At 67.1% G+C, this 17,508-nt stretch carries 13 protein-coding genes, 1 tRNA gene and 1 pseudogene; 5 read left to right on the forward strand and 10 right to left on the reverse strand.

Annotated elements, in window-relative coordinates; genetic code table 11:
* Positions 1–114 precede the first annotated feature (114 nt).
* Positions 115–690 carry a TetR-like C-terminal domain-containing protein gene (locus tag ACP7AX_RS18945; protein ID WP_426228710.1) on the reverse strand — a complete coding sequence of 192 codons (576 nt, stop codon included), beginning with the start codon at positions 688–690 and terminating at the stop codon, positions 115–117.
* A 79-nt stretch (positions 691–769) separates the two neighbouring features.
* Between ACP7AX_RS18945 and ACP7AX_RS18950 the strand changes: the two genes are divergently transcribed.
* Positions 770–1,336: a DUF4188 domain-containing protein gene (locus tag ACP7AX_RS18950; RefSeq protein WP_426228712.1), complete on the forward strand. Its 567-nt coding sequence runs from the start codon at positions 770–772 to the stop codon at positions 1,334–1,336.
* 82 nt (positions 1,337–1,418) lie between these two features.
* On the opposite strand, the gene ACP7AX_RS18955 is transcribed toward ACP7AX_RS18950, so the two are convergent.
* The gene (locus tag ACP7AX_RS18955) at positions 1,419–3,023 is read right to left on the reverse strand and encodes a PLP-dependent aminotransferase family protein (RefSeq protein WP_426228714.1); all 1,605 of its coding nucleotides are present in this window, start codon (positions 3,021–3,023) and stop codon (positions 1,419–1,421) included.
* 61 nt (positions 3,024–3,084) lie between these two features.
* Between ACP7AX_RS18955 and ACP7AX_RS18960 the strand changes: the two genes are divergently transcribed.
* A complete protein-coding gene (locus ACP7AX_RS18960) occupies positions 3,085–3,747 on the forward strand; it encodes a YczE/YyaS/YitT family protein (protein ID WP_426228716.1) in 663 nt (220 codons plus the stop codon).
* Positions 3,748–3,771: 24 nt separating this feature from the next.
* On the opposite strand, the gene ACP7AX_RS18965 is transcribed toward ACP7AX_RS18960, so the two are convergent.
* The 7 genes from ACP7AX_RS18965 to ACP7AX_RS18995 form a co-directional block, all read right to left on the reverse strand.
* A complete protein-coding gene (locus ACP7AX_RS18965) occupies positions 3,772–4,647 on the reverse strand; it encodes an Fpg/Nei family DNA glycosylase (protein ID WP_426228718.1) in 876 nt (291 codons plus the stop codon).
* On the reverse strand, positions 4,640–9,871 hold the full coding sequence (locus tag ACP7AX_RS18970) for an Lhr family ATP-dependent helicase (RefSeq protein ID WP_426228720.1): 5,232 nt from the start codon (positions 9,869–9,871) through the stop codon (positions 4,640–4,642). The genes ACP7AX_RS18965 and ACP7AX_RS18970 overlap by 8 nt, the downstream gene beginning before the upstream one ends.
* Positions 9,872–9,960: 89 nt before the next feature.
* Positions 9,961–11,526, reverse strand: coding sequence for an FAD-dependent oxidoreductase (locus ACP7AX_RS18975; RefSeq protein ID WP_426228722.1), 1,566 nt, complete (start codon positions 11,524–11,526; stop codon positions 9,961–9,963).
* A gap of 60 nt (positions 11,527–11,586) precedes the next feature.
* Positions 11,587–12,219: a DUF4232 domain-containing protein gene (locus tag ACP7AX_RS18980; protein WP_426228724.1), complete on the reverse strand. Its 633-nt coding sequence runs from the start codon at positions 12,217–12,219 to the stop codon at positions 11,587–11,589.
* Positions 12,220–12,322: 103 nt separating this feature from the next.
* Positions 12,323–13,060 (reverse strand): YcnI family protein, encoded by a 738-nt coding sequence (locus tag ACP7AX_RS18985; RefSeq protein WP_426228726.1) that lies wholly within the window; start codon positions 13,058–13,060, stop codon positions 12,323–12,325.
* 85 nt (positions 13,061–13,145) lie between these two features.
* The gene (locus ACP7AX_RS18990; RefSeq protein WP_426228728.1) at positions 13,146–13,769 is read right to left on the reverse strand and encodes a hypothetical protein; all 624 of its coding nucleotides are present in this window, start codon (positions 13,767–13,769) and stop codon (positions 13,146–13,148) included.
* Positions 13,770–13,879: 110 nt separating this feature from the next.
* Positions 13,880–14,959, reverse strand: coding sequence for an NAD(P)H-dependent flavin oxidoreductase (locus ACP7AX_RS18995; RefSeq protein WP_426228730.1), 1,080 nt, complete (start codon positions 14,957–14,959; stop codon positions 13,880–13,882).
* A 154-nt stretch (positions 14,960–15,113) separates the two neighbouring features.
* Here ACP7AX_RS18995 and ACP7AX_RS19000 point away from each other — a divergent pair, with 154 nt between their 5' ends.
* Positions 15,114–15,458: a hypothetical protein gene (locus ACP7AX_RS19000; protein ID WP_131685273.1), complete on the forward strand. Its 345-nt coding sequence runs from the start codon at positions 15,114–15,116 to the stop codon at positions 15,456–15,458.
* Positions 15,459–15,544: 86 nt separating this feature from the next.
* On the forward strand, positions 15,545–16,321 hold the full coding sequence (locus ACP7AX_RS19005; protein ID WP_426228733.1) for a type 1 glutamine amidotransferase domain-containing protein: 777 nt from the start codon (positions 15,545–15,547) through the stop codon (positions 16,319–16,321).
* A 153-nt stretch (positions 16,322–16,474) separates the two neighbouring features.
* Here the strand turns inward: ACP7AX_RS19005 and ACP7AX_RS19010 are convergent.
* Positions 16,475–16,564, reverse strand: a tRNA-Ser gene (locus ACP7AX_RS19010).
* Positions 16,565–16,782: 218 nt separating this feature from the next.
* Here ACP7AX_RS19010 and ACP7AX_RS19015 point away from each other — a divergent pair.
* Positions 16,783–17,508: pseudogene (locus tag ACP7AX_RS19015) on the forward strand (HNH endonuclease signature motif containing protein); the annotation flags it as partial.

Below are 17,508 nucleotides of genomic sequence, written 5' to 3' on the forward strand. Positions count from 1 at the left end.
CGACGGTTCCCTGCGCACTCGACGTCGCTGACCATCGAGCGGGCAGGGAACCGTCGAAACGGCCAGTCGGAAGGTCCTTCGCGTACGGCTTCGGCCGGTTTCGTAACTGTGGCGTCAGGCGGCCCAGCCGCGGCCGATGGCGTCGAGTGCGGCGCTGTAGACGGCGGCCCAATCGGCCTCCGGCGGCCCCACCTCGGCAAGTTCCAGGCTAACCAGGCCGTGGACCTGTCCCCAGATGGCGACGGCGACCATCTCAGCGGGTGCCGGCAGCAGCCTGCCAGCCGCCTGGGCTGCAGAGACGGCTTTGATCAGGGGGACCATGGCATTTGCGGCCACGTCCGGGGTGGGTTGGCAATCGACATACGCTGCGAGTGCGCCGCCGAACATCAGCCGGTAGAGCGCCTGGTGGGCCAAGGCCCAGGCTCGGTAGGCCACGCCAAGGCCTGGCAGGCCGCCTTCCGCCGCGGCCGCCTGTGAGTTGTGAAATGACCGGAAACCGTCGTCAACCACCGCAGTCAGGAGCTGGGATTTGCCGCCGAACAGCGAGTACACAGCCGAAGTGGACGTCGCGGCGGCGGCTGCCACATCCCGCAGCGTAACCTTGGCCGGGCCGTCGCGGTCCACCAGCTCGGCAGTGACGGCCAGCAGTTCCTGCCGCAGGGAATCCGTATGAACGATGGGTCTTGCCATGTGGCCCATTGTTTCATAACCTTGTTTCGTAACGTTGTTATGAAACAAGGTTATGAAACTTTGAGTCTAAGGAGTTGTCATGGCGCAGAAGGTATTTGCCGGCCGGTATACCGCTGACCCGGAGCGGGAATCCGTGACGGTCTTCCTGATCGGCATGCGCGCGAACCGCTGGTGGAAGTTCGGGACCGTAGGCAAGGTGGCATCATCGATGCCCCGGATGCTGCAGCACCTGGCGGCCGATCCAGCGTCGGGAATGCTTGGATATGAGCAGTGGTTCGGGCGGACCACCGTTCTGCTCAGCTACTGGGAGAGCCCCGAACACCTGCGGCGGTTTGCCGCGGACCGGGAATCCCCCCATCTGGCACCTTGGCGGCGCTTCATGAAGGAGCTCTCCGGGACCGGGGACGTTGGAGTATGGCACGAGACCTATCAGGTTCCCGCGGCCGGCATCGAAGTGGTTTACAACGGCATGCCGGAGTTTGGGCTGGCCAAGGCCACCTCGCATGTGCCCATCGGGGCCGGCACCAACACTGCGAAGCAGCGGATGGGCCGGGGCGCGGGAAACGGGTCCGTAGCCGCCAGCGCCGCCGCAGGGAAGGGCGCGGCGCCTGAGGTGCGGCTACCAGGGAAGGGCGCGGCCGCCTGAGGTGCGGCTACCAGGGAAGGGCGCGGCCGCCTGAACTTGTCCGGTCCCCGGAAATGCACGCTGGCGTGGGCGGGCCAAAGCGTCAGGCGATGGCCACAGCCGGGGCCTTCTTCAGGGTGCGGCGGAGCTGCGGGGCGGCGTCGAGCCTGTCCTGGGCTGACCGCAGGGCATGAACCGCTGTTTCCAGTTTTTCCGGAGGCAGCGTGAAAGGCACCCTGAGGCAGCGTTCGAAAGCACCGCCGATTCCGAAGCGCGGTCCTGCTGCCAGGCGGATACCGAAATCGGGGGCGATCACTGTGAGCGCCGTGCTGATTGGTGCCGGGAGCCTGCACCAGACGGACAACCCGCCGGCCGGGCGCGGAGTTTCCCACTCGGGAAGATGCCCGGTAAGGAGTTCCAGGAGGACCGCCCGGCTCTCCCGCAGGTTGGCAAGCCTAGCGGGAAGCGGTTCGTCGAGGGCGCGGACCAGGTGTGCCGCCGCAAGCTGTTCCATGGCCGGTCCGCCCAGGTCCAATGAGGAACGGGCCGCAGCAAACCGCTGGATCATGGCTTTCGGCGCCCGGATCCAGCCTGTTCGAAGCCCGGCCCAATGGGATTTGCTGAGCGAGCCGATGGTCACCACCGCGTGACTGAACGCTGCTACGTGACTTGTTACGGCGCCGTCGAGGTTCAACTCCCGGAGGGTCTCATCCACCACCAGGACCGTTCCACTGGCAGCAGCCGCCCGGACCAGCTGGCGCCTCTGGAGGTCCGGCATCTGCTGGCCGGTCGGGTTGTGGAAATCGGGCACCATGTACGCCATCTTGGGCCGCTGCTGGATCATTGCCGCCTGCACCGCCTGCATGTCCCACGCCGGAGCTTCCGGGCCGCCGCTGCCGGCGATGGTTGTGCCGGTGCCGGGCCCGGCAGTAAAAGCCACAGGGACGGCACGGCAGCCAGCGGCGCGGATGGCATCCAAGGCGTTGGGGTAGCTCGGATGCTCAACCAGAACCTTGTCCTGCCGGCCGGCCAGAGCCCGGATGATGACGTTCAGTGCATGCTGCGCGCCGGACGTCACCAGGATCTGATCTGCAGTGGTGGGGACGCCGGCCGCGGTATATCGTGAGGCAACCGCCTCTCGGAGTGGAAGCAGGCCGATGGCGTCATATCCGAATCCCGGCAGCAAGGCAGGCAGCTCGGTGAGGGCTGCCGCGAATGCGCGATGCACCATCTCGCCGCTGGCGGGCAGCGACGCGTAGGCGAGGTCGATCAGGCCCTCCGGTGCCGCGAGTCCCGGTGCTGCGAATCCCAGGGTCTGGAGTCCGTGAGCCGTAAGACGGGCCGCCTTGTGGCCGGGAAGCGAAGATGCCTCCGCCGACTTCGGTCCACGGCCGCCAGTGGATCCCGTGAGCACCGTGGGCCCCGACGGCGTCAGGCGGGGTATCCGGGTGCGGCCCCTGCTGCCCTGGCCGCTGCTGAGAAAACCTTGTTCGCGGAGGTGACCGTAGGCTGCGGTTACGGTGGTCCGGCTGACGCCCAGGGCAACAGAGAATGCCCGCTCACTGGGCAGGGCCGTGTCCAGGGCCACCCGGCCGTCCAGGATCAGAAGACGTACGACGTCGGCCAGCTCGCGGTAGGCGGGAGCGTTGCCTAGGCTCCACTGGCCAAGGAGACGTGCCAGTGCGGACGGGTTCAAGGAAGCGGACATGATGCCAGTATCTCAAACTGGCTATGTAATTCAATGCCAGTTTCCTGCCACAGTTGTCGCTATGTTGACCCGCAGACTCCTCCAGCTATTTATAGGCCTCGCCATGTACGGCGTCTCCCTGGCGATGTTTATCCGCGCCGGACTTGGCCTGGACCCTTGGGACGTCTTCCACCAGGGCGTGGCCGGGCGGACCGGACTGAGTATCGGCGTGGTGGTCATCTTTGTCAGTTTTCTGGTGCTGTTGCTATGGATTCCGCTGCGGCAGCGGCCAGGGTTTGGCACACTCTGCAACGCCATTCTGGTGGGCGTTTTTGCGGATATCGGCCTCGCCCTGATTCCAGCGTTCTCGCATCTGGGCGGCCAGGCGGGGATGCTGGCCGGCGCCGTGATCCTGAATGGAATTGCGTCCGCCTGCTACATCGGCGCACGGTTCGGTCCCGGTGCCAGGGACGGCCTCATGACCGGCTTGGCCCGGCGGACAGGCTGGTCCGTCCGGACATCCCGCACTCTGATCGAAGTGGTGGTGCTGGGCGTCGGTTGGCTGCTTGGCGGATCGGTGGGCATTGGCACAGTGGTCTATGCCCTCGCCATTGGCCCGCTTGTCCAGTTGCTGCTCCCCTGGTTTATGGTCCCTGCGGCACTGCCGGCGAAGGATGCGCCGGCGGAACCCACCCCGGTTGCCGGTGATTCCGAGGTGCCGGAACCAGTAACCCGCAGCGCCTAGGCTAAAGCTGCCTGACCGTCGGGGCTACACCGCTTCTAACGGCAGAACCGGCTGGCACTTCGGGCAGAAATAAATGTCCCGCTCCTCCTCGCCATTGAGCTTGCCAAGGACATCGCGGCGGATCGGGGTACCGCATTTCAGGCACGGCTGGTGTTCGCGGCGGTACACCCAATATCCGGGCCTCCCGGCCATCCTTCCCACCGGCATCCCGCGCGGATTGAGGATGGTGACGCGGCGGCCGGGGCCCAAATTGGCCTCCAGGAGTTGCTTCGCGTCGGCCATCATCGTCTGGAGATCGGCCACAGCGGAAATGGGCGACGCCGGATGGATTCCGGACAGGAAGCAGGTTTCGCAGCGGTAGATGTTGCCGATGCCTGCGAGGTTTCGCTGGTCCAGCAATGCCACGCCCACGGGAACGTCCGGGGCTGAAAGTAACCGCCGTCCGGCTTCGGCGGGATCCCAGTCCGGACCGAGCAGGTCCGGCCCCAAATGACCGACAATCTTGTCCTCATCCGCGGTCCGGACCACCTCAACAATGCCCAGGGAAAAGCCGACGGCGTCAGCCACCGCAGTGCGCAGCACGCACCGTGCCGTGAATCCCGGCTTCCGCCAGCGTCCGCCCGGTGGGTAAACCTGCCATGCCCCCTCCATTTTCAGGTGCGAGTGGATGGTCAGCTTCTGGACTTCCTGACCTGGCGCGCCCGCCACGACAGGTCGCTCCGGACCTTGAACGCGCATCAGCAGGTGCTTGCCGCGGGGTACCACCTCGTTGACGGTCCAGCCGGCGAGGTTGAGGGTGGCAAACCGGGGGACGCGAAAATCGGAGGCGGTCAGCTGCTGTCCCGCCAATGCCTGATGCAGCTGGTTGGCGGCCCGCCAGACGGAATCTCCCTCAGGCACGGATCCTCAGTCCCTTCGGTGTGGAGTAGGCGCCGGCTGCCGCCAGCGCCGCGGCCACCGGGGTGTCCAGGATGCCGTGACCGTTGACCTTTTCCATGATCAGTTTGTCGATGGCACCCCGGGTGACCACACTCACCAGCGCTGCGCCCGCGGCCGACAAAACAGCCTCGTCCTCGCTGAAGACCAGCAGTGTTTTTCCGCCGCGCTCCACGTAAAGAACCAGCGCCCCGTCCACAAGCACCACCAGGGCGCCGGCTTTCCGCCCGGGCCGGTGCCCGGTGCCTGCCTCAACGTTGAGGGCGGGCCACGGCAGCGCCGCACCATAAGGGTTGGCCGGATCCGTAGCGGCAAGGGCCAGAGCCACAGGTTCGGACTTTGCCAGCTGCGTGTCTTCGGCGTAGGACCTGAGCCGGTCCACCGTTGCGGGGACGGCAAACTGGGCAGCCCCAAGGTGTTCGATGAAGTACCCGCGACGGCACCGGCCCGCTTCCTCCAGCCGCGCCAGAACCTTGTACATCAGGCCGAAACCGCCAAGAATCTGCTCCGCCATCACCGATCCCCGTGTCACCACGCCGTAGCGGTCCAGCAGCAGCTCAGCGGTGGCACGTGCATGGATGGTGGCATCCAGCTCCGGCAGCGGAAGGGCAGACCAGCGGCCGGCAGCCAACGGGGGAGTGGCCGCAGCCCCGGACGAAGTACCGTATCTCCCGCCCCCATTTCCCGCCGTACCAAGCCCGGAGGCGCCCAGCAGGCCGCTGCCATGCGAGCGTCCCAGCCGGCTCAAACGGGGTGCACGCGCGCGGGGTGCCCGCGCCACCTGGCGGTGGGCAGTGTGGCCGCCGGCGATGAGCGCGCGGACCGGCGCGAACGTATCGCCGGTGATGCGGCCCGCCCAGGCCAGGTCCCAGAGTGCGGTCACCACGTCCTGGTCGCTGAGGACGGTGTCCATGCCCCCGGCGATATCCGTCAGCTGGCGGAAAAAGTAGCCGCCACCGTTGTTGCGGAGGTGCTCGAGAAGGCGCTGCTGCGCATCCCCCGGTTCGTATTCGATGGCGGGGTTCAAGGTCAGGTCGGCAGAATCAGCCAGGTGGAGGCTGACCCAGCCGTCGTTGCCGGCCAGTGCGCCGGCCCCGGACCACAGCACCTCGCCGGCCGCCATCAGTTCATCGAGCATGGCGGGCTGGTAGTTGGACACCCGGCTGGCCAGGACCAGCGGCTCCCACGCCGACGCCGGTACCGGGACGCCGGACAGCTGGTCGATCGCGGTGACAATCCCGTCCAGCCCGCGCAATGATGGCTGCCCACGCCCGCCCCCAGGGGTGCGGACGTGCTGCCACGCCGGGAGGAAACGGCCGTAGGCGGCGGCGTCCACGGGCTCCACTTCGGCGCGCAATGCTGCCAGGGAACGACGGCGGAGCTTGCGGAGGACTTCTGCATCGCACCACTCGCTGGTGGTGGTGCCAGTGGTGGGCCGGTGATCCGGAACGTCCCGGGGTGCCGGACCTGTGGCCGCGGAATCTGGTTCGAGCGCCTGGGTCTGTGGCACAACGGCGTGCGGCCTGAACTCGCCTTCCACCACGCGGCCGTCTGCGGCGAGCCGCTTCAATGCTGTACCGACGACGGCCACGCCCAGTCCCAGCCGGGCCGCCGCCTCGCCGGCGGTGAAGGGACCGTGCGTCCGGGCGTACCGTGAGACGAGGTCGTCCAGGGGGTCCGCGACCGGCTCGATGAAGGCTAACGGAACGCCCATGGGCAGGGGAACGCCGATGGCATCGCGCAGGCGGGCGGCATCCTCGACCGCGGCGTAGCGCTCGGCCCCGCCGATGTTGACTTTGATGGCCCGGTTGGCCCGCTGAAGCGCGGTCAGATGCGAAGCAGCCAGTGCGGTGTCCGCATGCGGGGTTTCGACATGCTCAACAGCGGGGATCCCGTCCGGCTCATCCACGCCGCCAGGCCCGCCTCTGGGTGCTTCGACAGTTTCAAGCGTTTGATCGGGTTCAGCTGCCGGTGCTTCCTCAGCCGCTGCTGCTGCCTCAACTACTCCGGCAGCCCCGACCACAACGGCCGGTTCCAGCCGGGCCGCGACCTCTTCAGGTGTGAGCGGCCCCAGCAGCCGGAGCAGGTCTGCGACGCCTTCCATGCCGCGTGCCCTGCGGTCCGGCGCAAGGCGCTGGAGTTCGAGTTCCGTGGCCTCGATGACTTTGGCGTCCAGCAACTCGCGGAGCTCAACCCGGCCAAGGAGCTCATTGAGCAGCGTGGAATCGAGTGCCAGGGCAGCAGCCCTGCGCTCGGCCAGGGGAGAGTCGCCTTCATAGAGGAACTGGGCAACGTACCCGAACAGCAAGGACTTCGCGAACGGCGAGGGCTGCTGCGTGGTGGTCTGCACGATCCTCAGTTCCCGGCGTTCCACCGAGGCCGCGATGTCCTTCAGCGCGGGAAGATCGTAGACGTCCTGGAGGCATTCACGCACAGTCTCCAGCACGATCGGGAAGGTGGGGTATTTCCGTGCGACGTCGAGCAGTTGCGCGGACCGTTGGCGCTGCTGCCACAGGGGTTGGCGCTTGCCTGGGGTCTGGCGGGGCAGCAGCAGGGCCCGGGCGGCGCACTCCCTGAAGCGGGAGGCGAAGAGCGCGCTGCCGCCGACCTCGGCGGTGACAATCTGCTCCAGCTCTTCGGGATCAAACAGGAAAAGCTCGGCGCCCGGGGGCTCGTCCTCCATCATGGGGACGCGAAGCACAATGCCGTCGTCGGCGGCCATGGCGGAACCGTCCATGCCATACCGCTGGTGTAGCCGCTGCCCTACGGCGAGGGCCCACGGCGCGTGCACGGGCATCCCGAAAGGACTGTGCAGGATCACCCGCCAGTCGCCAAGTTCATCGTGGAACCGTTCCACAATGAGCGTGGTGTCACTGGGCACCACATCAGTGGCGAGCTTCTGCTCGGTCAGGTACTGGATCAGGTTGTTCGCTGCGAAGTCATCCAGCCCACTGGCCTTGCAGCGCTCGGTGGCAGGCCCGACGTCGGACGCTGCAAGTTCGCGCACGAAGGCGCCCAGCGCGCGGCCCAGGTCCACCGGCCGGCCCAGCGAGTCCCCTTTCCAGAAGGGCAGCTTCCCCGGTTGCCCGAAGGCAGGGGAGACCAGGACCCGGTCATGGGTGATGTCCTCGATCTTCCAGCTGGTGGCGCCGAGGGCAAAGATGTCACCCACGCGGGACTCGTAGACCATTTCCTCGTCGAGCTCGCCCACCCGCCGGCCGCCCTTGGACGGAGACGGAGCAGGTTTTCCGTCTGTGCCCGGGGAGCCGGAGCCCTCCACCTCGGTGCCGATGATGTAGACGCCGAACAGGCCGCGGTCCGGGATGGTCCCGCCGGAGGTGACTGCCAGCCGCTGGGCGCCGGGCCGGCCCTCGATGGTGCCGGCATTCCGGTCCCAGATGATGCGCGGCCGCAGCTCGGCGAATTCGTCGGAAGGATAGCGGCCGGCCAACAGATCAAGGGTTGCCTCGAACGCAGAACGGGGGAGGGACGCGAAGGGTGCTGACCGGCGCACCGTGGCGAACCAGTCCTCAACGTCGATGCTGCCCAGAGCGGTGGCGGCGACGGTCTGCTGGGCAAGGATGTCCAAGGGATTTGCAGGGACAAAAAGCCGTTCGATCTTTCCCTGGAGCATCCGCTCCACGGTGATGGCGGTGTGCACGAGGTCCGCCCGGTGCTTCGGAAACAGCACGCCCTGGGAAATTTCGCCCACCTGGTGCCCGGCACGGCCCACCCGCTGCAGCCCGCTGGCCACCGAGGGCGGGGATTCAACCTGAACCACCAGGTCCACCGCGCCCATATCGATGCCGAGTTCCAGCGATGAAGTGGCCACCACGCAGCGCAGGCGCCCGGACTTCAGATCGTCCTCGATGAGGGCGCGCTGGTCCTTGGACACCGAGCCGTGGTGGGCGCGGGCCAACAGCGGATCAGCCCCTGCTGTACTGCCGGCCTGCGCCATCATGTGGGCAGGCGTTGCTGTGGAGGTGGCGACACCGGAGGCTGCGACACCGGATGTGGGGGCGCCCGGAGACGACGGCGGGTCCCCGGCACCCGAGGCATCATTCCAACCGCCACCAACAGGGATCAGTTGCCTCTCGGCGTAGATTTCGTTGAGCCGGGCGGTGAGCCGCTCCGCCAGCCGGCGTGAGTTGGCAAAGACGATGGTGGACTGGTTGGCCAGCACCAGGTCAACGATCTTCTCCTCCACATGCGGCCAGATGGAGGCCTGCGGCTGCAGCCCGGACGCTGGTCCGGAGTCGAAGGCGCCAGCGGCGGCGGGCAGGTCCGACATGTCCTCCACAGGCACCGAGACTGTGAGATCCCAGTTCTTGCGCGACGGCGGCGCCACAATTTCTACGGGTGCGGAACCGGCCAGGAACTGCGCCACCAGCTCGCGGGGTTCCACGGTGGCGGAGAGGCCGATCCGCTGGGCGGGCTTCGGCAGCAGGGCGTCCAGCCGCTCCAGCGAGACGGCCAGATGGGCTCCGCGCTTGGTTCCGGCGACGGCGTGGACCTCGTCAACGATGATGGTGTCCACCTCCGTCAGCGTTTCCCGCGCCCGGGAGGTGAGCATCAGGAACAGCGATTCGGGGGTGGTGATGAGGATGTCCGGCGGGTTGCTGAGCAGCGAGCGCCGGTCCGCCGTCGTGGTGTCCCCGGACCTGACCCCCACAGTGATCAGCGGCGCAGGAAGCCCCAGCCGCTTGGCGGTCTGCGTGATGCCGATCAGTGGTGCGCGCAGGTTCCGTTCCACGTCCACGCCGAGGGCTTTCAGCGGGGAGATATAGAGGACCCGGGTTTTGCGCTTGGGCGGCCGCGGCCGCCTACCCTTCGCGGACCCTTTGGCAGACGACTTTGCCGACTGATTTGCGGCCAAATCGCCCGCCGCGGCTTCGAGCCCGGGCAATTCCGCGTCCGCGGCGGGCGCGGCAACCAGCAGACGGTCCAAGGCCCAGAGGAAAGCCGCAAGCGTTTTACCGGAGCCGGTGGGTGCCACCACCAGGGCATGCGAACCGTGCGAGATGGCGTCCCAGGCACCGTCCTGGGCGGGGGTGGGCTCCGAAAAGGCGCCGAGGAACCAGTCCCGGGTGGGCCGGCTGAAACGGCCCATGGGAGTCCCCGGACCCGGCGCGCGACCAGCTGCCGGTACCGCCCCAGTCCCGGCTTCCGCTGCCTGTTCCTCCTGCATTCCTCCATCATGCCCTAACCCACTGACAGGATTGCCGGCGCCCTCCGGCACCAGGGGAAACGGTCCTTTCCGCCCCGCCTTACCGGACGTCAAACCGCGTCTGACCCGGCGCCAGCAGCCCCGGCACCAGTGGTCCCAGCGGCGCCGGCCGGCGGCAGATCCTTGGTTGCCGGGCCTTCCAGGAGCTTCCCCTCGTTGCTGAAACGTGAGCCATGCAGAGGGCAGTCCCAGCTCTTTTCGCTGTCATTCCAGTGCAGAATCCCGCCCAGGTGCGTGCACACGGCGGACAGCCGGCACGTGGTCCCCCCGACGGTGGAGACCGCCACCGGATGGACACCGTCGCGATAGACCAGGCCCTCGCCGTCGGCCAGTGGCCGGGTGGGTGCCGGCGCTGTGCCCGCCGCTTTCGTCCGCCCGTCGGCGGCAAGGTGCCCCCACCCCGTGGCCAGCTTCGCGGCCACCCCGGCGTTAAGGGCCACGGCCGAAAATGCGCTGGCGGGCGAGGTAACACGGTGATGGATGGTGTCCGCCCAGGGCAGCTGCCCGCCGAGGATGTCACTGGCAATACCGAGGGCTGCGGCCACCCCGTTGGTCATGCCCCACTTGTTGTAGCCGGTGCCGAAGTAGACGTGCCCCCGGCCCCGGGGAAGCTTGCCAAAGAAGGGCATCAGGTTGGTGGCCTGGTAATCCTGGGCGGACCAGGTGTGGGTGGGCACAGCGCCGGGGTAGTGCTCGGCTGCCCAGTCCAGCAGCCCGGTGAGGTGGGCTTTTTCCGACGTCGCCCGCCCCACCGGATGGCCATGGCCGCCCACCAGAAGGAGCCTGCGGCCGTCCCGCTCGTAGTCCCGGAGCGAGTGGGTGGGCTGTTCGACGGAGATGTACATGCCCGGCGGAGGCGTCTGGCCCTCCGGCAATTCCATTGCTGCGGCGTACGAACGGTTCGGCTTCAGCTTGGCGAAGTAAAGTCCGCGGTCCAGGACCGGGGTGCCTGTGGCCAGGACAACCTGGTTGGCCGTCACGTCGCCTTGATCGGTCTGGACCGTTAACGGGTGGCTGCCGGTGACATCGCGCAGCCTGACCCCGCTGACAATGGTGCCACCGCGCTCGCGGACGTCGGCCACCAGGGTGTCCAGGACGTCCATCGGATTGATCTGCGCCTGGTCAGCCAGGCGCAGCGCGCCGTGGACAGGGAACGGCAGGCCGGTTTCCCGAAGGTACTCAACGTCGAGTCCCGCTGCTGACGCCGCAGCCTGTTCGTCGCGGAGGGCAGCGGTGCCCTGCGCGGACGCCGCGTACGTGTACGCATCGCGGCGCTGGTAAGGGACGCCATGTTCGTCGAGGTAGCGGAGAAGCCAGGCCTGCCCCTCCCGGTTTGCCTCCACATACGCGTGGACCTGCTTCTTCGGATACTGCTTAGCCAAGGCGGACAGTACGGTGCCCTGCAGCAGGGTGACCTTGGCCGTGGTGTTCCCGGTGGTGACGGCACCCGGATATCTGGCCTCGAGGACCAGGACCCGCTGACCCGACCGGGCCAGGAGCAGTGCGGCGACCAGCCCGGTCAGCCCCGCCCCTGCCACGACGGTGTCGTAGCTGGTGCCGGTTTTAAACGTGTCAGAACTGAATGTTTGCCCGCGGTCCAACCATAGGGAGGTCATGGAAGATAAGTGTACTTACTATTTGCAGCCACGCCCATAGCAGCGGATCAAATCCGGGAACTAGGCGGGCTGGAAGGCCCCCACGCTCAGGAGCGCGATGTTCGCGTTGCTGCAGGCGTTGACAGGCTGGGGCAGGAAGAGCGAGGCGGTGTCCTCCGGCGGGTACACGCGGTAGCCCGCGGCAGCCACCGGGGTGCAGTCACTGTAGTTGCCTGCCTGCGTGTAGCGGAGCACAGCGGTTCCGGTCTGGCCCGGCGCGAGCAGGACGTCCACCACCGGGTTCGCTTCGTCCCGCGTAGCCGGCGCGCCGATCGGTTCTCCTTCGGCGCTGGCCGTCAGCGATACCCCCGGGAAACCCTTCAGCAGGCACGGCGCCGTGCCGGTGTTGGTGAGGTTCAGCTTCATGTACACGCTGCCGGCCGCGCCGCCGCCGGACGCGTCCGTGGCTGCTGAGAGTGTGGCCGCCTTGCAGAGCGCAGGAGCGCCTGGTGCGGTGGTTCCGGGGGCGGACGACGACGGCGGCGGGGACGGGCTCGGGGACGCCGGCGAAGTGGTGGGGCTGGCGGAGCCGGTGCCCGGCGTCGTCGTACCCTGCGGCTGCGCCTGGCTTGGTCCGCAGGCGCTGAGCATCAGCACGGCAGCAGCGGCCGCCGTCGAAAGGACAAACACCTGTGGCATTCCCAGAGACTTCATGGCATAACCATTGCGGCCAGTGTGGCTGGAGTCAACGATGCCACGGCAGGGCAGGCGGATTTGATGCCCGGATCGTGACATCCGGGCATCAAATTCGCGAGTGTTACTTGGCTTCTCCGCCTGGCCGCCTGGATCCGCTGCGCGCCCATGCGGCCCCGCCTAGTGCCAGACCGCCGAGTCCGGCGGCTAGTCCCGCCCAGCTGCGCGCGTCGGCGCCGCTGTCAGTCACAGCGGCCGCCTGTTCGGTGCTGTGCGCCGCCGTTTCTGTTGAAGCCCCGTGGCCGTCTGTGCTGGCTGCCGCAGTGACGCTGATGGACGGCGCCGGAGCTTTCAGCGAGTGCGGGTCCTGGCCGTCCTTGGCGATTTCCGACCAGTCGGTCTGGCCCGTCTCGCATGTCTGCAGGGTGGGGAAATAGAGCGTTGAGCCCGCAGTATCCGGAAGCTTGACGGATAGCACCAGGGCATCGCGCAGTTCGTGGTCCAGCGGAGTCTTGGCTGTGTAGACGATCTGGCTGGTGCGCTTGGTGATGGACGTTCCGTCGGCCAGTTTCCTGGGCTCGGCGAGCTGTTCGGTTACCTTCTCCACTGTCCAGTTCGGGTTCACCGTGGGCTGGGCATCGTTGAGCTCGGCCGGCAGCGTAATGGCCACCTTTGTAGTGCCCGACTCCTCGCAGCCATGCGGAATGCCGAACGTCAGGAGGGCATAGGAGTTGGCCGCTGTCTTGTCCGGCGTGACGCCAACGTGGGCCGAAGCGCCCGCTGCGGCGGTGAGGACCAGGACGGCGGCGCCGCCGGTCGCTGCTGCCGCCGTAAGGGTGCGGCGGAGGAAGGTGGTGTTCATGGGTATGCCTTTCGAACGCACGCCGGAATGGGCGTGCGGAAGTACGGATTGTTGCCCGTCAGCGGTCGGATCCGGCGCGGGCAGGTCAGGGAAGCACGACGGCGGAAGGCGGGCCGCGTCGGCTGTCCACCCTGAGGTTCCGCCAGGGACGGAACGGGAAAACCGGCGGTGGGCCGGACACCGCCGGTGCCGGACCGGCGTCGGGCGTTACAGCCTCCGGTAGCTGGGCCAACGGCCTCAGCCACGCGGCGAGGGCCCACAGCGAATCTTCGCCTTTGGCCAGGAGCAGCGCGCACGCCGCTGTGGCCGCGATGTGTGCCGCCAGCATCAGGGTTCCGGTGTGGGAGTCCTGGCCGTGCAGGTGCGCGGCGGTTTCGAGGACGGGCGCAGCTGCCCCGTGGTGGGGTTCCGCTGCCAGCCGGCCAACGGAGCCAATGGAAAGGGCGGGAGCGCTGAAGGCTGTGAAGAGTTCGTGGAGCGCCAATTGGCCGGAGCCCAGGAGGGCTGCCATGGCGGGAACATTGAGTTTCAGGCGGGTGGCCGTAGTAGCTACCAGCGCTGTCAGAGCCAGCACAGCCAGCAGGATCGGCGGGGCAGGAAGGTCTCCGCCGCCGAACGCGTGCGCAGCCCCGGCGAGGGTCAGGATGCCGGTGGACACCGCAGCGGCGCGGAGGAAATGGAACGGAGCCCGGCCGTGATGCGTCCGCACGGGTCCTCCCTCGTTCCTGGTGTTTCTGTTCGATGCCGCCGCGGTGAGGCACGTTGTTGTCCTGCGCTGTGGTCCGGCGGGCCAGCGCGACCCTCAGATTCTACAGTTGGTTAGGGGCCGGCCAGAAGTTCGGCCAGGACGTCAGCGGCGGACTCGTGGCGGACCAATGATGCGGCCTGGCCTGCCCACAATGACATCAGCTCCGTGTTTCCCTGCGCGGCTGCCTGGGGGCGGAAGCGTCCGGTGAGCCAGTTCTGGGCGGGGAACGGGGCCAGCTCGCCAGCCTCGCTGGCCTCGGAAAGTTCGGCGATGACGCGGTTGGGGATGCCGCGGGCCAGCCGTCCGCTGAGGACCCGTGTCAGCACGGTTTGGCCGGCGGCCGGGGAGTGGAGGATGGCACGGTAGGCCGGGACCGCGGCCGACTCGCGGGTGGCCAGGAAAGCGGTCCCCACCTGGACGGCGTCGGCGCCGAGTGCCCGCGCGGCAGCGTAGCCGCGGCGGTCGGCGATAGCGCCGGCGGCGATCACTGGGATGCTGATGGCGTCCGCCACCTGGGGGACCAGGGCGAACGTGCCAATGAGGGACTCCTCAGCTGGTTTCAGGAACGAGACCCGGTGGCCGCCGGATTCCATGCCGCTGGCAACCACGGCATCCACCCCGCCGGCCTCCAGGGCCACGGCCTCCGCAACGGTGGTTGCGGTGCCCACCACCACGATTCCGCGCTGGTGTGCTGCCTCCACGAGTTCCGGTGCCGGCACACCAAACACGAAACTCACGACGGCGGGAGCCGCTTCCAGCGTTGCCGCCACCTGTTCGTCGTAGTCCGGCAGGTAGCGGTCAGGCATGTCCGGAAGGGGCACGTTCACTTCGTCGAAGTAGGGCCGGAGTTTCGCGGCGTACTGGTCGAAAACTTTGCTGGTGAGCGCTGCGGGTTCGTCGCCGGTGGGAATCCAGAGGTTCAAGGCGAAAGGCCTGGGCGTGGCCTTCCGGAGCTCAGCGGCGGTGTTACGGATCGCGTCGGCGCCATAACCGTACAGGCCGTAGGAACCCAGCCCGCCGCCGTCGCTCACGGCAGCTGTCAGCTCCACGGAGGAGACGCCGCCGAAAGGGCCAAGGACCACTGGAACCTCGGTACCGAACAGCTTCGTGATGCGGTTTGGTTGGCCTGCGGCGGCAGGTGCGGGCGTCATGGATGGCTCCTCAAGGTGACGGGCGGCGTTCAGGACCCAGTCTCGCAGTGCTTGCCGCGGACCCCAACTCTCTCGCCCTTGCTGGCTATGTACCGCGGATGGGGTCGGGGCTAGACTGCTCGCGTAAGTCGCCAACAACCTCAGGGAGCACACGATGAACTACTCAGGAACTGGCAACGAGAAGGCAACCCCGGCCAGCGAGCTCAACCGCACGCACATCGGGCAGACCGTCAGCTTCGAGCCCGACGAGTTCACTTTGGTGTTCGGGAAAATCGCGGCCATTGCGCGCAAGGAAGGCGGCGTGACCATCGCGCTTCAAGGGGTGCAGGGCAGTGGCGGCCTGCAGGCGAGCTACAGCATTCCGGGAAGCCAGCAGGTTTATCTGCAGCCGGACATGCTCACCAACACGGAGTCCACCATCAAGGACCTCTTCGGCAAAGTGCAGGAAAACCTGCGCGGAACCGGCCACAAGGGTGAGGACAGAACAGACAAGCTCTGACGGGTTGGCTTGGGCGTCCAGCTTCCCTCTTGCCCACCTGTATTCGGCTGGGCGTAGGGTGGGGAGTTGGACGATAGGAGCATTTCATGAAGAAAATCCTCATGGTACTGACCAGCGTTTCCGAGATTGGCGATACGGGCGAGAAGACCGGCTACAACGTGGCCGAGGCTGCTCATCCGTGGAAGGTCTTCAAGGATTCCGGGCATTTTGTCGACTTCGCATCCATCAAGGGCGGCCAGCCCCCGCGGGACGAGGTCGACTCGAGTGACCCGATTCAGGTTGCGTTCACGGAGGACGAGACCACCCGTGCAGGCCTGTACAACACTGCCCGCGTTGACGTGGTTGATCCAGAGCAGTACGACGCCGTCTTCCTTGTGGGTGGCCACGGCACCATGTGGGACTTCCCGGACAGCGAAGGCCTGCAGAAGCTCGTAGCCAGCGTCTACAACAAGGGCGGTGTGGTGGGCGCTGTCTGCCACGGGCCGGCCGGACTGTTGAATGTGGAACTGGCCAACGGCTTCCGGATTGTCGAGGGCAGGAAGGTGGCCGCGTTCACTAACGACGAGGAAGTCGCCGCAGGCAAGGACAAGGTCATCCCGTTCTTCCTGGCCGATCGGCTTGAGGAACAAGGCGCCACCCACGTCTCCGCTGATGTCTTTGAGGAGAAGGTGGTGGTGGACGAACGGCTGGTGACCGGCCAGAACCCGGCCTCAGCCGCCGGCGTGGCCAAGGAGATGGAGAAGCTTCTGGCGGAGGTCATCCACCAGGAAAAAGCCGAGGAGCAGCACGACGCTGACGCGCTGCGCGCGGAGAAGGATGCCGAAAAGGCCGCCAAGAAGGCTGCCGCAGAGGCCGAGCACTAACGCCTGCAGTTGGCCTGCGCGCCTTTCGGTGCGCGTCTGGCGGCCGTCCGACGGCGGGCGGCCGCTGGGGCGCATACGTTCGCCGGGAAGCCGTGCCGGATAAAGCAAAGGCCCTGGTTCCCGTTTTTACAAGGAAACCAGGGCCTTTCTTATTGGCGGTGACGGTGGGATTTGAACCCACGTTGGCTTTGACACCAAACAACATTTCGAGTGTTGCACCTTCGGCCGCTCGGACACGTCACCAACCTGAATAGGTTACCGGAGCATGCCGCGCATCCCCAAAACGGCACGTGATCGGACCCGAAAAGGGAACAGGCATTTGCCATTTCCCGCGCGGGGCCGCCGCCTTGGAAGCGGATGGCCAAGCCCGAGTTCGTGTGCCAGGTTCTTTCTCCGCGGGGTTATCCACATAGGCCTTCCTCCGCGCCTTAATTGTCGGTGCCTCGCAGGATGATGGGGGTATGGAAAGCACGACGGCGGACGAGGTTCTGGAGCGCATCATGGCGTCCGCTGCCGTTGCCGCTGTCGCTGTCCCCGCCGCTGTCCCCGTCCCCGTTCGTCCCGGCGACGATGGCGGCGCTGGCGACGGTGGTGACGGTCCTTGGGATGCGGTTCAGGACGAGCCTCAAGACGAGGTATTGTTCCCGTCGGATCCGTTGCGCCGGCGGAAGGATTATTGCCTGGACCGGTTGGTTGGGATTGCCCGGCTCGAGGCCCGGACGGCGGCGGAGAAGGTCCGGGTCCTCGCGGAATTGGTCGAGGTCTGTGCAGCGTTGGACCCGCCGGGGCAGTCGCCGCAGGAGGCCACGGCTCAGGAAATGTCGTTGGTCGCCGAGGTCGCATGCGCCCTGACTGTCGGTGAGCGGACCGCCGGTGCCCTGCTGGCCGAATCCCTGGAACTAACCACCGCTTTGCCGTTGACCCTGTCGGCATTGCAGGACGGGACCATTTCGTGGCAGCATGCCCGGGTGATGGTGGATGAGACCACCAACATTGACCCCACCGGCGCGGCTGCACTGGAGGCGCATTTCCTGGACCCCGGGGCGCCCAACCCGGCGCGCGGGTGTCCCGCCGGGGAACTCATCGCTTCCCGGTTCCGGCAGAAGGCCAGGACCTGGCGGGAACGCCACCACCCGGTCAGCATCGAAAAACGCCACCTGAAGTCCGTGGCGGACCGCAGGCTGGAA

This window comes from Pseudarthrobacter sp. DSP2-3-2b1 (assembly GCF_049895945.1).
Classification (GTDB): domain Bacteria; phylum Actinomycetota; class Actinomycetes; order Actinomycetales; family Micrococcaceae; genus Arthrobacter.

Coding starts and splice junctions, on each gene's coding strand:
- ACP7AX_RS18945 (WP_426228710.1), bottom strand. CDS start 690: ATGGCAAGACCCATCGTTCATACGGATTCCCTGCGGCAGGAACTGCTG.
- ACP7AX_RS18950 (WP_426228712.1), top strand. CDS start 770: ATGGCGCAGAAGGTATTTGCCGGCCGGTATACCGCTGACCCGGAGCGG.
- ACP7AX_RS18955 (WP_426228714.1), bottom strand. CDS start 3,023: ATGTCCGCTTCCTTGAACCCGTCCGCACTGGCACGTCTCCTTGGCCAG.
- ACP7AX_RS18960 (WP_426228716.1), top strand. CDS start 3,085: ATGTTGACCCGCAGACTCCTCCAGCTATTTATAGGCCTCGCCATGTAC.
- ACP7AX_RS18970 (WP_426228720.1), bottom strand. CDS start 9,871: ATGCAGGAGGAACAGGCAGCGGAAGCCGGGACTGGGGCGGTACCGGCA.
- ACP7AX_RS18975 (WP_426228722.1), bottom strand. CDS start 11,526: ATGACCTCCCTATGGTTGGACCGCGGGCAAACATTCAGTTCTGACACG.
- ACP7AX_RS18980 (WP_426228724.1), bottom strand. CDS start 12,219: ATGAAGTCTCTGGGAATGCCACAGGTGTTTGTCCTTTCGACGGCGGCC.
- ACP7AX_RS18985 (WP_426228726.1), bottom strand. CDS start 13,060: ATGAACACCACCTTCCTCCGCCGCACCCTTACGGCGGCAGCAGCGACC.
- ACP7AX_RS18995 (WP_426228730.1), bottom strand. CDS start 14,959: ATGACGCCCGCACCTGCCGCCGCAGGCCAACCAAACCGCATCACGAAG.
- ACP7AX_RS19000 (WP_131685273.1), top strand. CDS start 15,114: ATGAACTACTCAGGAACTGGCAACGAGAAGGCAACCCCGGCCAGCGAG.
- ACP7AX_RS19005 (WP_426228733.1), top strand. CDS start 15,545: ATGAAGAAAATCCTCATGGTACTGACCAGCGTTTCCGAGATTGGCGAT.